This window comes from Acidovorax sp. AC410, from assembly GCF_979253235.1.
The window spans coordinates 2,164,258-2,179,392 of record NZ_CEEDCG010000001.1; the positions used below are offsets into that span (position 1 = coordinate 2,164,258).

The 15,135-nt window shown below is 68.4% G+C and carries 14 protein-coding genes; 8 read left to right on the forward strand and 6 right to left on the reverse strand.

Going from position 1 to position 15,135, the window contains the following annotated elements; genetic code table 11:
• Positions 1-49: 49 nt before the first annotated feature.
• From AC0IZS_RS10020 to AC0IZS_RS10035, 4 genes are all read right to left on the reverse strand, one after another.
• Positions 50-1,042 (reverse strand): Bug family tripartite tricarboxylate transporter substrate binding protein, encoded by a 993-nt coding sequence (locus AC0IZS_RS10020; protein ID WP_436176387.1) that lies wholly within the window; start codon positions 1,040-1,042, stop codon positions 50-52.
• Positions 1,043-1,093: 51 nt separating this feature from the next.
• Entirely contained in the window at positions 1,094-1,879 is a 786-nt protein-coding gene (locus AC0IZS_RS10025; RefSeq protein ID WP_471635502.1) for an SDR family NAD(P)-dependent oxidoreductase, read from the reverse strand.
• 24 nt (positions 1,880-1,903) lie between these two features.
• Positions 1,904-3,781: a feruloyl-CoA synthase gene (locus AC0IZS_RS10030; protein ID WP_471635503.1), complete on the reverse strand. Its 1,878-nt coding sequence runs from the start codon at positions 3,779-3,781 to the stop codon at positions 1,904-1,906.
• 69 nt (positions 3,782-3,850) lie between these two features.
• Entirely contained in the window at positions 3,851-4,633 is a 783-nt protein-coding gene (locus AC0IZS_RS10035; RefSeq protein ID WP_471635504.1) for a crotonase/enoyl-CoA hydratase family protein, read from the reverse strand.
• 157 nt (positions 4,634-4,790) lie between these two features.
• Between AC0IZS_RS10035 and AC0IZS_RS10040 the strand changes: the two genes are divergently transcribed.
• Positions 4,791-5,684 carry an amidohydrolase family protein gene (locus AC0IZS_RS10040; RefSeq protein WP_471635505.1) on the forward strand — a complete coding sequence of 298 codons (894 nt, stop codon included), beginning with the start codon at positions 4,791-4,793 and terminating at the stop codon, positions 5,682-5,684.
• Between the two features lie 24 nt (positions 5,685-5,708).
• Here the strand turns inward: AC0IZS_RS10040 and AC0IZS_RS10045 are convergent, their stop codons facing one another.
• Both AC0IZS_RS10045 and AC0IZS_RS10050 read right to left on the reverse strand, forming a co-directional pair.
• Positions 5,709-6,176 (reverse strand): MarR family winged helix-turn-helix transcriptional regulator, encoded by a 468-nt coding sequence (locus AC0IZS_RS10045; RefSeq protein ID WP_471635506.1) that lies wholly within the window; start codon positions 6,174-6,176, stop codon positions 5,709-5,711.
• A 182-nt stretch (positions 6,177-6,358) separates the two neighbouring features.
• Complete coding sequence (locus AC0IZS_RS10050; RefSeq protein ID WP_471635507.1) at positions 6,359-7,894, reverse strand: YifB family Mg chelatase-like AAA ATPase; 1,536 nt, start codon at positions 7,892-7,894, stop codon at positions 6,359-6,361.
• Between the two features lie 215 nt (positions 7,895-8,109).
• On the opposite strand from AC0IZS_RS10050, the gene AC0IZS_RS10055 reads away from it, so the two are divergent.
• From AC0IZS_RS10055 to AC0IZS_RS10085, 7 genes are all read left to right on the forward strand, one after another.
• On the forward strand, positions 8,110-8,820 hold the full coding sequence (locus tag AC0IZS_RS10055) for a TorF family putative porin (RefSeq protein ID WP_471635508.1): 711 nt from the start codon (positions 8,110-8,112) through the stop codon (positions 8,818-8,820).
• A 45-nt stretch (positions 8,821-8,865) separates the two neighbouring features.
• Entirely contained in the window at positions 8,866-9,204 is a 339-nt protein-coding gene (gene glnK / locus AC0IZS_RS10060) for a P-II family nitrogen regulator (RefSeq protein ID WP_007851823.1), read from the forward strand.
• A gap of 34 nt (positions 9,205-9,238) precedes the next feature.
• Positions 9,239-10,663, forward strand: a complete 1,425-nt coding sequence (locus AC0IZS_RS10065; protein WP_471635509.1) for an ammonium transporter — start codon at positions 9,239-9,241, stop codon at positions 10,661-10,663.
• A gap of 262 nt (positions 10,664-10,925) precedes the next feature.
• Positions 10,926-12,050 (forward strand): glycolate oxidase subunit GlcE, encoded by a 1,125-nt coding sequence (glcE, locus tag AC0IZS_RS10070; protein WP_471635510.1) that lies wholly within the window; start codon positions 10,926-10,928, stop codon positions 12,048-12,050.
• Positions 12,051-12,105: 55 nt separating this feature from the next.
• Complete coding sequence (glcF, locus tag AC0IZS_RS10075; RefSeq protein WP_471635511.1) at positions 12,106-13,365, forward strand: glycolate oxidase subunit GlcF; 1,260 nt, start codon at positions 12,106-12,108, stop codon at positions 13,363-13,365.
• A 128-nt stretch (positions 13,366-13,493) separates the two neighbouring features.
• Positions 13,494-14,420 carry a ProQ/FINO family protein gene (locus tag AC0IZS_RS10080; protein WP_471635512.1) on the forward strand — a complete coding sequence of 309 codons (927 nt, stop codon included), beginning with the start codon at positions 13,494-13,496 and terminating at the stop codon, positions 14,418-14,420.
• A 246-nt stretch (positions 14,421-14,666) separates the two neighbouring features.
• A complete protein-coding gene (locus AC0IZS_RS10085; protein ID WP_471635513.1) occupies positions 14,667-15,131 on the forward strand; it encodes a GyrI-like domain-containing protein in 465 nt (154 codons plus the stop codon).
• Positions 15,132-15,135 lie beyond the last annotated feature (4 nt).

Sequence of the window (15,135 nt, forward strand, 5' to 3'; positions counted from 1 at the left end):
TTGCCGGGCCACCGGAGGCGTCCCCCCTCAGGGGGGAGCCAATCCAGAGTCAAGACTCTGAAGTGAACCCGATCTGTTTGACCAGCGGGCCCCAGCGCTCGAACTCGGCCTTCTGGTCGGCCAGCATCTCCTGCTGCGTGCTGCCGTGGGCCACCAGGCCAACGACGCCCAGCGCGTCGATCACGGTCTTGTCCTTGAGCGCGCCGGTGATGGCGGCATTGGCACTGGCCAGCGTGGCGGCGGGCGTCTTGGCCGGGGCGTAGAAGCCGAACCATTCCTCGGACGTCACGTCGGGGTAGCCCAGTTCGATGAAGGTGGGCACATCTGGCAGGTAGGGCGAGCGCTTCTTGCCCGAGGTGGCCAGCACGCGCACGCGGCCGGTCTTCATGTACTGCAGGTAGTCGCCGCTGGGGTTCATGGCGGCAGCGATCTGGCCGCCCACCAGGTCGGTGATGCTGGGCACGGTGCCACGGTAGGGAACGTGCTTGAGCTCCACTGCCGCACGGATGCCCAGCAGCGCGCCCAGCAGGTGGGGCATGGAGCCCGCGCCGGGCGAGCCGTAGCTGGCCTTGTCCGGGTTCGCCTTGGCCCAGGCCAGGAAGTCCTTGAGCGTCTTCACCTCGGCCGGCACGGCCGGGCCCACGGCCAGGCCGTGGTGCATGATCGCGCCGATGGAGACGGGCACCACGTCGTCGGGCTTGTAGCTGAGCTTGGGGTAGATGTGCGGGTACACCGACAGGGCCGATACCGGTGCCAGGGTGAGCACCGAGCCATCGGCGGGGGAGTTCTTCAGCGTTTCCACTGCGATGCGGCCACCGGCGCCGGGCTTGTTCTCGACGAAGCCCGGGTTCTTGCTGTAGGCCGTGCCGCCCAGCTTCTCGGCCACGCGGCGGGCCACGCTGTCGCCCGCGCTGCCGGCCGGAAAGCCGTACATGATCTTGACCTGGTCCAGCGCCTGCGCGAAGGAAGACAGGGGATAGAGCGCTGCGAGGGCGGCGGCGCTGCCCAGGGTGTGAACAAAGTGGCGTCGTGTCGTCGTCATGGTTGTCTCCGGTATAGGTATGGTGTGTTGACGGGGCAGGGAACGGGGGGGCTATCGGGGTGCCATGCGCAGGGCACCGTCGAGGCGGATGACTTCGCCGTTGAGGTGTCCGTTGGTCACGATGTGGGCCGCCAGCTCGGCAAACTCCTCGGGCTTGCCCAGGCGCGGGGGGAAGGGGATGCTCGCCGCCAGCGACTGCTGCACGGCCTCGGGCAGCTCCTTCATGAGCGGCGTGGCGAACAGGCCCGGCGCCACGGTACACACGCGGATGCCGTGCTGCGCCAGGTCGCGCGCCATGGGCAGCGTCATGCCCACCAGGCCGCCCTTGGAGGCGCTGTAGGCCTGCTGGCCTACCTGGCCGTCGAAGGCCGCCACCGAGGCGGTGAACATCATCACGCCGCGTTCGCCGCTGTCGAGCGGCGCCAGCTTGGCGCAGGCGGCTGCGAACAGCCGGCTGATGTTGTAGCTGCCGATGAGGTTGATGCCCACCACGCGCGCGAAGTCTTCGAGCGGCGCTGCGCTGCCGTCGCGCTGCACCACGCGCTTGGCGCTGCCGATGCCGGCCACGTTCATGAGGATGCGCGCCGGGCCCAGGGCCGCCTCGGCCTGGGTCAGGGCGGCGGCCACGCTCTCGGTCTGGGTGATGTCGCAGGTGCAGGCCACGGCCGTGCCGGCGCCATGCTGTGCGTTGATGCTCTCGGCCACCTGGGTGGCCAGGGCGGTGTTCACGTCGAGCACCGCGACCTTGGCGCCCAGGCGGGCCAGCTCGCGTGCGGTGGCTTCGCCCAGGCCCGATGCGGCGCCGGTGACGAGGGCGGTCTGTCCTTGGATCTGCATGGATGGCTCCTTGGGTAGTGCGTTTCAGGCCGCGGGCACGATGGTGTCGGGGGCGTTGCCGTCATGCAGGGCCTGCACCAGGGCGTCGCGGTGCTTGAGCACGGCGCGCTGGTTGATGGAGCCCTTGTCGGTGATCTCGCCCTTGTCGAGCGAGGGCGGCTCGGCCATCAGCAGTGCGCGCGCCACGCGGCTGGCGCTGCCCGTGGATTCGCGCGCCAGGTGGTCGATGACGGCCTGGATGCGCTGGCGCACCCCGGTGCTGGCGATGACCTCGGCCCAGGGGGCGTCGGCATCCAGCCCGCTCACCTCACGGCAGGCGGGTGAGAGGAACAGCAGGGCGCCCACTTCCTTGCGGTTCAGTCCGGTGAGCACCGCGTCCTGGATGTACGGGGCGCCGGCCACGACGATCTTGGCGCGCATCGGGCCCACGCTCACGAAGGTGCCGGTGGAGAGCTTGAAGTCTTCGGCGATGCGGCCATCGAAGCGCAGGCCGCGGTGGATGTCGTTGTCGTCGATCCACAGCACCGCGTCGCCGGTGCACAGGTAACCCTCGTCGTCGAAGGCCTCGCGCGTGGCGGCGTCCGAGCGCCAGTAGCCGGGCGTCACGTTGGGGCCGCGGTAGCGCACCTCGGTCTTGCCGTCCACGTCCACCAGCTTGAGCGTCATGCCCGGCACGGGCGCGCCGATGTGGCCCGAGCGCACGTCGGGGCTGTTGCAGAACATGGCCGAGGGGGCCGACTCGGTCATCCCCAGGCCCGTGGACATGACGATGCGCTCGCCGAGCTCGGCCTCCTGCGTTGCGTGCAGGCTGTCCCAGATGGGTTGGGCCAGGCCGGCGCCCGAGTAGAAGAACATGCGCACCCGCGACAGCAAGGTGCGGCGCAGCACGGCGTCGGTCTTCATCGCGTCGGCGATCATCTCGAAGCCGGTGGGCACGTTGAAGTACACCGTGGGCGCGATCTCGCGCAGGTTGCGCAGGGTCTCGCCGATCAGCGCTGCCGTGGGCTTGCCGTCGTCGATGTAGAGCGTGCCGCCGTGCTGCAGCGTGAGTCCGAAGTTGTGGTTGCTGCCGAAGGTGTGGTTCCACGGCAGCCAGTCCACCAGGATGGGCGGGGCTTCGGCCAGCACGGGCAGCGACAGGGTGATCTGCTGCAGGTTGGCGCACCACATGCGCTGGGTGTTGATCACCGGCTTGGGCATCTTGGTGGAGCCGCTGGTGAACAGGAATTTCACGATGGTGCCGGGGCCCGTGGCATGCATGGCCGCATCCACGGCCGGCGTGGCCACGGTGTTGCGCAGGCTCTGGAAGGTGCTGGCCTTGCGGCTGGCGATGGCGCCCTGGGCGAGCACCACTTCCACGTCCGCCGCCACGGTGGCCTCGATGGCCCGGCCAAAGCGTGTGCCATCGGCCGCAAACACCAGGCCGGGCGTCAGCGTGTCCAGCACGTGGCGCAGCTTGTCGTAGTCCTGGCTCACCGTGGCGTAGGCCGGCGACACGGGGCAGTAAGGCACGCCGGCATACATGCAGCCCAGTGCCATGAGCGCATGCTCCAGGCTGTTTTCGCTGAGCACCACCACCGGGCGTTCGGCGTTCAGCCCCCGGTCCAGCAGCGCCTGGCCGATGCTGCGCGCGGCGTCCAGCGCCTGCGCATACGTCACGTGCTGCCAGTCGCCGCTGCTGCCGTTGGCCTGCTGCACGCGGCGCGCGAGAAAGCTGCGCTCAGGCTCCGCCTCGGCCCAGTGCACCAGGTAGTCCGTGACCCGGCGCGCGTAGGCGCCCAGGGGCAGGTCGGCCTGCAGGTAGCGCACACCGGGTGCGCCCTCGCGCAGGTTGACGCGGGTGACGCCAAAGGGCACCGGGCGGTAGCGCGGCGGGGCCAGGGGGGTGGAGAGATCGCTCATGGGTGGATGTCCGGCAGGTGCAGGTAGAGATGCGGAGCAGGGGGCTCAGAAGGACTTGTTCACACCGTCTCAGTCCTTGCGGACCTTGGCGGCGCGGCCTTCCAGGAAGTCCGCCAGGCGTGACTTGGCCTCGGGTGCGCTCTGGGCGATCGCGGCCATCATGGCCTCGGTGAAGAAGCCCTGGTCCGCCGGCTGCTCGGCGATGCGCGGCAGGGCGTGCATCAGCGCGTAGTTGGTCAGCGGTGCGTTCTGCGCCACGCGCTTGGCCAGTTCCAGCGCCTTGTCGAAGGCCTGGCCTTCGGGCACCAGGTACTGGGCAAAGCCGACCTTCTCGCCATCCTGCGCGTTGTAGACGCGGCCGGTGAGCATCATGTCCGCCATGCGCGCCGCGCCAATCAGCTTGGGGATGCGCACCGCGCCGCCGCCGCCCACGAAGATGCCGCGCGAGCCCTCGGGCAGCGCGTAGAAGGTGGATTCGTCGGCCACGCGGATGTGGCAGGCGCTGGCCAGCTCCAGCCCGCCGCCCACCACCGCACCGTGCAGCGCGGCGATCACGGGCACGGGGCCGTACTGCACGCGCTCCAGCGCTGCATGCCACATGCGCGAGTGGTACAGGCCCTGGCCTGCGTCGCGCTCCTTGAGTTCGGACAGGTCGAGCCCGGCGCAGAAGTGCGGGCCTTCGCCGTCGATCACGGCGGCGCGCACGCTGGCGGGCATTTTCTCGAACAGGTCGCGCAGGGCCAGGATCAGGCCGTCGTTCAGCGCATTGCGCTTGGCGCTGCGCGTGAGGCGGATCACGGCAACTTCCTGCTCGTCGCCGGCAAGCTCGAAATGGATGTCTGGATGGGTCATGGTGGCTTTCTTGATACGTGAATTGTGGTTATAGTTCATAACCAATTCAAGCAAGCCAGACCGATTTTTCATCAGTAGTTACCCTTGATCTGCGCCATGTGCCGTGGTGCATGCTGACAGGCACACCGTGAAAGACCGGTCACCATAGGAGACAGATATGGACCACGAGAACCTGATTGCCATCGACATCCACACGCACGCCGAGGTGAGCTGCTGGAACCCGTTCGACAACTACGGTGAGGAGTACGACCGCGCCGCCGACAAATACTTCAAGAATGGCCGCCGGCCCACCATCGCCGAGACGGTGGCCTACTACCGCGAGCAGAAGATCGGGCTGGTGATGTTCACCGTGGACGCCGAGTCCAAGATGGGCCGCCGGCGCATCCCCAACGAAGAGATCGCCGAGGCCGCCAAAGCCAACAGCGACATGATGATGGCCTTTGCCAGCATCGACCCGCACAAGGGCAAGATGGGCGCGCGCGAGGCGCGCCGCCTGATCGAGGAGCATGGCGTCAAGGGCTTCAAGTTCCACCCCACGGTGCAGGGCTACCACCCCTACGACCAGATGGCCTGGCCGATCTACGAGGTGATCGCCGAGTACGGCCTGCCGGCCATCTTCCACACCGGGCACAGCGGTATCGGCAGCGGCATGCGCTGCGGCGGTGGCCTGCGCCTGGAATACAGCAACCCCATGCACCTGGACGATGTGGCCATCGACTTCCCCGACATGCAGATCGTCATGGCGCACCCGAGCTTCCCGTGGCAGGACGAGGCGCTCTCGGTTGCCACGCACAAGCCCAACGTCTGGATCGACCTCTCGGGCTGGAGCCCCAAGTACTTCCCCAAGCAACTGGTGCAGTACGCCAACACGCTGCTCAAGGACCGCATCCTGTTCGGCAGCGATTACCCGCTGATCACGCCCGAGCGCTGGATGAAGGATTTTCAGGAGGCCGGCTTCAAGCCCGAGGTGATGCCCGGCATCCTCAAGGGCAATGCGGTGCGGCTGCTGGGGCTGGACAAGGCGGCCAAGGCCACGCCAGCGGCAGCCTGATCCAGGCGGGCCGGCGCGGGCCCGTCAGTCGTAGACTTTTTGCAGAAGCCGGATCAGCGTTTTGCGCTCGGTGGCGGTCAGGCGCGCGGTGGCGTCGATCTCCAGCGTGGCCGCCGTCTGCTCGGCCTGCGCGCACAGGTCCTCGCCGGCGGGCGTCAGGTGCAGGCCCATGGCGCGCCCGTCGCTCGGGTGCGGGCGGCGCTCGATCAGGCCGCGCCGGTCCAGCGCCGCGATCAGGCCCACCAGGTTGGGCGGCAGCACGCCCAGCGTGGCGCACAGCTGGCGCGAGGTGATGCCGGGGTTGTGCGCCACCAGCGAGAGCACCGAGAAATCCACCACCTTGAGCCCATAGACCGCCATGCGCTCCATGAACACTTCGATGATGGACAGCGACGCGCGGCGCGCGTTGTAGCCCACCAGGGTGCGCAGGTAGCTGTTGTCGACCACGTCGGTGGCGGTGGGTGCGAGGGTGGGGGAGGAAGCGCTGGCCATGGGAATGATGCTGGAAGGGCTGGATGAGAACTATAACGGCGTCCCCGAAGACATCTGCCTTGCGTTTCCCGCGGCCTTGGAAGTTGGCATGGCCTGGGCCAGTGCCCCCGCGCAAGGGCCGCCCCGCCGCGCTGGGGGCGTCCCCCTTCCAGGGGGAAGGCGCGAAGCGACTCAGGGGGTCTTCACGTCTGACTGCGCAGCACACGGCGGTATTGAACTGCCTCGGCCACGTGGCCGACAGCGGTGGCCTCGGCACCGGCCAGGTCGGCAATGGTGCGCGCCACCTTGAGCGCGCGGTGCGTACTGCGCGCCGACCAGCCCAGGCGCGCGGCCGCGGTATTGAGGAACTTGGCGGCTGCATCGTCGAGGTGCAGGTGTTCGTCGATCTCCTGGCCCTGCAGGGCCTGGTTGGTCTTGCCCTGGCGTGCCAGCGCCCGGGCCCGGGCCTGCACCACGCGCTCGCGGATGGCGGCGCTGGATTCGCCGGGCGGCGCCTTGAGCAATTGCTCCGAAGGCACGGCGGGCACCTCCACATGCAGGTCGATGCGGTCCAGCAGCGGGCCGCTGAGCTTGCCCTGGTAGCGCGAGATCTGGTCGGGCGTGCAGCGGCAGGCGCGCTGGGTGGATCCGAGAAAACCGCAGGGACAGGGGTTCATGGCCGCCACCATCTGAAAGCGGGCCGGAAAATCGGCGCGCTGCGCCGCGCGGGAGATCGTGATGTGGCCGGTTTCCAGGGGTTCGCGCAGCGCCTCCAGCGCAGCCCTGGTGAACTCGGGAAATTCGTCGAGGAAGAGCACACCATGGTGCGCCAGCGATATCTCGCCAGGCCGTGGCGGCGAACCTCCCCCTACCAGCGCCACGGCACTGGCCGTGTGATGAGGTTGCCCCGTGGGACGCAGTCCCCAGTGTTCGGGGCTGAAGCGGCCGGCCAGGCTGGAGATGGCGGCGCTCTCCAGTGCCTCCTGCACCGTCATGGGCGGCAGCAGGCCGGCAAAGCGCTGTGCGAGCATGGACTTGCCCGAGCCCGGTGGGCCGGCCATGAGGGCGCTGTGGCCGCCGGCCGCGGCGATCTCCAGCGCGCGCTTGGCCATGGCCTGGCCCTTCACGTCGGCCATGTCGGGGCCCTGCAGCCCGGTGACCATGGGTGTGGGCTGCAGGCGCGTGAAACCGTCGTCGTCCCCTTCCGGGGCGGGCGTGCCCGGCGGCAGAAAGGCGCGCACCACGTCGAGCAGGTGGCGCGCGCGCACCACCTGGGCGTCGGGGACCAGGGCGGCTTCCTCGGCACTGCCAGGGGGCAGCACCAGTTGGGCGCTGATCTGCTGGGTTTGCAGCGCCAGGCTGGTGGCCAGCGCGCCGCGTACGGGGCGCAACTCACCCGAGAGCGAGAGCTCCCCGGCAAACTCATGGCCCGCCAGACGGCTGCCATCGATCTGCCCGCTCGCGGCGAGGATGCCCAGCGCGATGGGCAAGTCGAACCGACCCGAGTCCTTGGGCAGGTCGGCGGGGGCAAGGTTCACCGTGATGCGCTTGTTGTGGGGGAACTCCAGCCCGGCGTTCTGCAGCGCCGAGCGCACCCGCTCGCGTGCCTCTTTCACCTCCACCTCGGCCAGGCCCACCAGGGTGAAGCTGGGCAGGCCATTGGCCAGGTGCACTTCAACGGTGACGGCCGGTGCCTGCAGCCCCAGAAGGGCGCGGCTTTGCACCAAAGCAAGACTCATGGATGACTTTCTCCCCAGATGGGTGCGTTCTACAGCGGACTTGCGTGAAATGCGTCACGGTTGCACCATCGCAGTGCGGTCGTGCCATCCCCTCAACCCTCACTTTAATAGGGAATCCCCATCTGTCCCGCCCCCAGGTGCCACGGCGCGTTGGTAGCGCGTGGCACGGTCCATGCTTAAAGCGCTTGTCCCTACTTTGTCCAACCGGAGGAAACATGACCCGCGCATCCATCAAGTTCCTGGGCGCTGCCCTTGTCGCAACCCTGCCCCTGCTGGCCAGCGCCCAGCTGACTGGCAACGTCAGCCTGACCACCAACTACAAGTTCCGTGGCCAGGACCAGGATGTCTCCAAGGTCAAGGCCGTCAAGCCCGCGATCCAGGGCGGTTTCGACTACGCCTTCGGCGAGTCCGGTTTCTATGTCGGCAACTGGAACTCCAGCGTCGACTGGCTCTCGGGCAACTCCATCGAGTCCGACATCTATGGCGGCTACAAGTTCAAGGCCGGCTCGGTGGACCTGGACGTGGGCCTGCTGACCTACATCTACCCCGGCAACAGCAACGGCAACACCACCGAAGTCTACGGCGCGGCCACCTTCGGCCCGGTGACGGCCAAGTACTCGCACACCCTGTCCAAGGACTACTTCGCCTACGCCGGTCCCGGCTTCAAGGGCCGCAACACCGGCTACCTGAACCTGGCCTTCGCGCAGGAAGTGGCGCCCAAGATCACCGCCAAGGCCTCGGTGGGCTACACGCGCTTTGGTGGCGATATCGCTGCCCCCAACTATCTGGACTACAGCGTCGGTGGTGCCTATGACTTCGGTTCGGGCCTGTCGCTGGGCGCTGCCGTGGTGGGCGCCACCAAGAAGGACTTCTTCGGCCCCGTCAACAAGTCGCGCGTGATCGTCTCGCTGACCAAAACCCTGTAAATCTTTCAGGGGCGCATGGTGCGCCCCTTCCCGGAGGAACCAAAAATGAAAATGGTGACAGCCATCATCAAGCCCTTCAAGCTCGACGAGGTGCGTGAAGCCCTGTCGGACATCGGGGTCCAGGGGATTACGGTGACCGAGGTCAAGGGCTTCGGGCGCCAGAAGGGCCACACGGAGCTGTACCGCGGTGCGGAGTACGTGGTCGACTTCCTGCCCAAGGTCAAGATCGAAGCCGCCGTGGCGGACGAACTGGTGGACCGGGTGATCGAAGCCATCGAGGCCGCTGCACGCACCGGCAAGATCGGCGACGGCAAGATTTTCGTGACGCACCTCGAGCAGGTGGTGCGCATCCGCACCGGCGAAACCGGCAAGGAAGCCCTCTAAGGCACGCCGCATCACACACAAGAGAAAAAAAGCCATGAAAAAATTGCTTGCTTCCTTCATCCTGGGGTTGAGCCTGCTGTCGGTCGGTGGACTGTCGCTGGCCCAGGCACCTGCGGCCGATGCCGCGGCATCGGCACCGGCAGAAGCCGCGCCAGCTGCTGCGGCTGCTGCCCCAGCGGCCGCACCGGCACCTGCTGCGGCGGCCTCCGAAGCGGCTCCTGCCGCACCCGTACCCAAGGTCGACTCCGGCGATACCGCCTGGATGCTGACCTCCACACTGCTGGTCATCCTGATGACCATCCCCGGCCTGGCACTGTTCTACGGTGGCCTGGGTCGTTCCAAGAACATGCTGTCCGTGCTGATGCAGGTCTTCGTGGTCTTCTCGCTGATCTCCCTGCTGTGGGCCATCTACGGCTACAGCCTGGCGTTCTCGGGTGAAGGCAAGTTCTTCGGCGGCCTGGACAAGATCTTCCTCAAGGGCGTGACGCAGGAAACCTTCGGTGCCCTGATCACCATCCCCGAGTACGTGTTCATCGCCTTCCAGGGCACGTTCGCGGCCATCACGGTGGCGCTGGTCGTCGGCTCCTTTGCCGAACGCATCAAGTTCTCTGCCGTGCTGATCTTCTCGGTGCTGTGGTTCACCTTCAGCTACGTGCCCATGGCCCACATCGTGTGGGGCGGCGGCCTGCTGGGCGCAGACGGCGCGCTGGACTTCGCTGGCGGCACCGTGGTTCACATCAACGCCGGTGTCGCTGGCCTGGTGGGCGCCTACATGGTGGGCAAGCGCATCGGCTTCGGCAAGGAAGCCCTGACGCCCCACAGCCTGACGCTGACGATGGTGGGTGCTTCTCTGCTGTGGGTGGGCTGGTTCGGCTTCAACGCCGGCTCCGCCGGTGCTGCTAACTCGGGTGCCGGCCTGGCCTTCGTGAACACCGTGCTGGCCACTGCTGCTGCCACGCTGAGCTGGATCGCCGGTGAAGCGCTGCACAAGGGCAAGGCTTCGATGCTGGGTGCTGCCTCGGGTGCCGTGGCGGGCCTGGTGGCGGTGACGCCGGCTGCCGGCTTCGTGGGCCCCATGGGTTCCATCGTGCTGGGCCTGATCGCCGGTGTCGTCTGCCTGTGGGGTGTGGGTGGCTTGAAGCGCATGCTCAACGTGGACGACGCATTCGACGTGTTCGGCGTGCATGGTGTCGGCGGCATTCTGGGTGCCATCCTGACCGGTGTGTTCGCCTCCAAGGGCCTGGGTGGTACGGGCGGCCTGACGCCTGACACCTTCGCCATGGGTGCCCAGGTGTGGATCCAGGTCAAGAGCGTGCTGTTCACCATCGTGTGGTCCGGCGTCGTGGCTTTCATCTCCTACAAGATCGCTGACCTGCTGGTGGGCTTGCGTGTCTCGGAAGAAGCCGAACGCGAAGGCCTGGACATCACGTCCCACGGCGAAACGGCCTACAACCGTTGATGGATGGGCCGGAGGCTGCGGTGTCTGGTGGTGCCGCAGCCCGGCCGGCCCTGATTTTCTGATTGTTTGTTTTTCTGCGAGAGTCTCCTCGGAATCCTCCTCGGATCCCTTGGCCCGCCACCCGGCGGGCTTCTTTTTGAGCAACCCGCCCTTCGGCGGGTTTTTCATTGCAGGGCTGCGCGGGGTCCATCGCCGGCCTCACGCCGGCCGTTCAAAAAATTCACGGCAGGGCCGGCGGCCCGGACGGGGTGCAGCCGCTACGATGCACAGCATGGATTTCGCCCTTGCCCAGATCACCGAACGTGTGCGTGCCGCCGCGGCCGACCAGACCCCCTTGCGCATCCGCGGCGGGGGCAGCAAGGACTTTCATGGTCTGGCCCTGCATGGCGAGGTGCTCGACACCCGCGTGCTCCAGGGCATCGTGGACTACGAGCCCAGTGAGCTGGTCGTGACCGTGCGCACCGGCACGCCGCTGGCCGAGCTGGAGGCCGCCCTGGCCGCCCAGGGGCAGTGTCTGCCGTTCGAGCCCCCGCACTTCGGTGCGCAGCCGCAGGCCACCACGGTCGGCGGCATGGTGGCGGCGGGCCTGTCCGGCCCGGCGCGTGCCAGCGCAGGCGCCGTGCGCGACTATCTGCTGGGCGTGGTGCTGCTCAACGGCCGGGCCGAATTGCTGAGCTTTGGCGGCCAGGTCATGAAGAACGTGGCGGGCTATGACGCTTCGCGCCTCATGGCCGGCTCCTGGGGCACGCTGGGCCTGCTCACCGAAGTCAGCCTCAAGGTACTGCCCGTGGCGCCTGGCGAGGCCACGCTGGGGTTCGAATGCAGCCAGGCCGATGCCTTGCGCCGGCTGCATGCCTGGGGCGGCCAGCCCCTGCCACTCAACGCCAGCCGCTGGGTGGGCGGGGGCCACACAGGCATGCTGCAGGTGCGCCTGCGCGGCGCCGTGGCGGCCGTGGAGGCCGCCTGCCGCACCATGGGCGGCGAGCGCCTGGATGCTGCCGCTGTGAACGCCGACTGGAGCGCCTGCCGTGACCAGTCCCTGCCCTGGTTCACCGCGCGCGCGCCTGACCAGGCCCTGTGGCGCCTGTCGTTGCCGGCCACGGCCCCCGTGATGGCCCTCTCCGGCGGTGCATCGCCACTGGTCGAGTGGCATGGCGCGCTGCGCTGGGTGCAGGCACCCGAATCCGCGGGCGATGCCTTGCGCGAGGCGGCGCGGGCGGCAGGCGGCAGCGCGGCGATGTTCCGGGCGCCCCTGGCGCGCGAACCGGGCGGGGCGGGTCATGCGGCCCTGCCTTCGCGCGCGCTGGAGCAGATCCACGCGCGCCTCAAGCACAGCTTCGACCCGGCCGGCATCTTCAACCCCGGGCGCATGGCCCCGGGCTGGTAGACAGCCCCTGCGCGCCGCACCGCGCGGCGCCCCATTCACCGTCCAGGCATGCACCATGCAAACCCAACTCTCCCCTGAATACCGCGCCCGCGCCGATGGCCTGGAGGCCGAGGCCATCCTGCGCAAGTGCGTACACTGCGGCTTCTGCACCGCCACCTGCCCCACCTACCAGCTGCTGGGCGACGAGCTCGACGGCCCGCGCGGCCGCATCTACCTGATCAAGCAGGTGCTTGAAGGGCAGGCACCCACGCGCGCCACCCAGATGCACCTGGACCGCTGCCTGACCTGCCGCAATTGCGAAAGCACCTGCCCGAGCGGCGTGCAGTATGGCCACCTGGTGGACATCGGCCGCAAGATCGTGGACGAGAAGGTGCCGCGCCCCACGGGGGAAAAGGCGCTGCGCTGGGCACTCAAGGAAGGCCTGCCCTCGCCCCTGTTCGCGCCCGCCATGAAGGCCGGGCAGATGGTGCGCGGCCTGCTGCCCAAAGCCCTCAAGGCCAAGGTGCCGGCACCGCAGAACCCGGGCGCCTGGCCTACCCGGGAGCATGCGCGCAAGGTGCTCATGCTGGCCGGCTGCGTGCAGCCCGCGATGATGCCCGGCATCAACACCGCCACGGCGCGCGTGCTCGACGCCGCGGGCATCCAGACCCTGGTGGCGCCCAAGGCCGGCTGCTGCGGCGCGGTCAAGTTCCACCTCAACGACCAGGAGGGCGGCAAGGCCGAGATGCGCGCCAACATCGACGCCTGGTGGCCGCTGGTGGAAGCGGGCGGCGTGGAGTGCATCGTCATGAACGCCTCGGGCTGCGGTGTCACGGTCAAGGAATACGGCCACATCCTGCGGGACGACGCGCAGTACGCCGCCAAGGCCGAGCGCATCAGCGCCCTCACGCGCGACCTGTCCGAGTTGCTGCCGGACCTGCTGCCCGAGCTCGCCGAGCGCCTGGCGGGGCGCGTCAGCCTGCCGGCCGACGTGCTGTACGCCTACCATCCTCCCTGCACGCTGCAGCACGGGCAAAAGCTGCGTGGCGGGGTCGAGATGCACCTCGCAAGGCTGGGCTTCAAGCTGCGCGTGGCACGCAATGAGTCGCATCTGTGCTGCGGCTCGGCGGGCACCTACTCGGTGCTCAATCCTGGCCTGTCCTACCAGTTGCGCGACCGCAAGCTCGGCGCCCTGGGCGAGGCCTTTGGCGAACAGCCGCCCGATGCCATCCTGTCGGCCAACATCGGCTGCATCACGCACCTGCAGAGCGGCACGACGACGCCCGTGCGCCACTGGATCGAGGTGCTGGACGACGCCCTGGCCGCTGCGCGCTGATGGCGTGTGCCTCCATCCGGGGGGATGGGGCCAGCCCCAAGAGGGGGTGGCAGGAAGCCTTGGATTAGGCGCCTGGCGCCAAGGCTGGCATGATTGAGGGTTTTGTTGCCCCCTTCCTTCGCTACGCCATGACCGACAACGTGCCAGAACAAGAACAGACCGCCGCGCCCGCCGCTGCCCCCGTGGCCGCCAGCGCGGCACCGGCCCCCGCCGTGGCTCCTGGGGAAGCAGGGGAGGGTGGTGGTGCGCCAGCAGCAGTCCCTGCCGCCGCTGCAGCCCCCCGCCGTGAAGGCCGTGGTGGCCGCAACAACAATAACGGCAACAACAACAACAACCGCCGCGGTGCTCGTCCGCGCGGCGAAGCCGGCGCACCGGCCGCAGCAGGCCAGCCCGGCACTGCTGCGCCAGCGGGTGCCCGTGCGCCACTGCGCACCCATCCGGCGCTGGAGCAACTGGCCGGCCTGTACCCGCAGCTGTTTGGAGCGGTGTTCCGCCCGCTCAAGCGCGGCATCTTCCAGGACATCCTGGCCGCGCATCCCGAGCAGTTCGAGCGCGATGCACTCAAGGTGGCCCTGGGGCTGCACACCCGCTCCACCCGCTACCTGCAAAGCGTGGCCGCCGGCGAGAAGCGCCATGACCTGGCGGGCCAGCCCGTCGAGGCCATGGCCCCCGAGCATGTACACCACGCCCTGCTGGAGGTCTACCGCCGCCGCAAGGCCCGCGCCAGCGAAGACCTGCTGCCCAAGCTGCGCAGCCGCATGGTCCAGGCTTTCGAGGCATCGGGCCTGACGCGCGAGGCCTATACCGAACTGGTGAGTGGCCGTGACGACGAGGCCAACGCCCTGCTCGAAGAAGCCTTTGCCGAATGGTCGGCGCGCAATGCCCGTGACGAAGCGCTGCTGCGCGCCTTCGAGGCGAGCGGCCAGACCCTGGAAACCTTTGCCGACATGTATGGCATGGCGGCCCGCGCCGCAGGCCAGACGCTGGAGCGCGCGCGCCGCTACCGCAGCGTGTTGGCCACGGCAGCAGCAGCCGCCCCCCCCACGGCCGACTGAGCCGGTCGCCGCGCCGGGCATTGCCGGGCGGCTGGCCGCCCGCCCCTGCGCACCAGGCGGTAGCGCTGTGGCTCCCTGCTGACACAATGTTGGCAGCAGGGGGGCGTGGCCCATGCGGCGGCTTTCCCTCTCACTTTCGGTTGCAATTTGCCGGGGGCCAGGCCATCCTGCTGACACCAGGTTGTCAGCAGCAGGCCGGCACCATCACGGCTCCCGACAACCAACGAGAGAGAGTGAGAGATCCGCATGCCACCCGTTTCTGAAAAGATTCCTGCCTTCCGCGTTGCCGGCATTGCCGTGCGCACCCGCAACAGCGACGAGATGAACCCCGCAACCTCCCGCATCGGCGGCCTGTGGGACCGCTTTTTCAGCGAAAGCTGGGAGCACAAGCTGCCCCGGCCCGGGGCGGACGGCCGCATCTTCGGCGTTTACAGCGCCTATGAGTCCAACGAACACGGCGCTTTCGACGTCACGGCCGGCGTGGCTGCGCCCGAGGGCGCGCAGGTCGTGGGCGGGGCCTCGACCATCGCCATCGAGGCTGGCGACTACCTGGTCTTCCACGGCCAGGGCACCATGCCGCAGATGGTGATCGATGCCTGGGGCGAGGTCTGGCGCTACTTTGGCGAGAACCCGCAGATCCAGCGCCGCTTCACCACCGACTTCGAGGCCTATGCGGGCCCCGATCGCGTGGCCATCCACATCGGCGTCTAGGCCC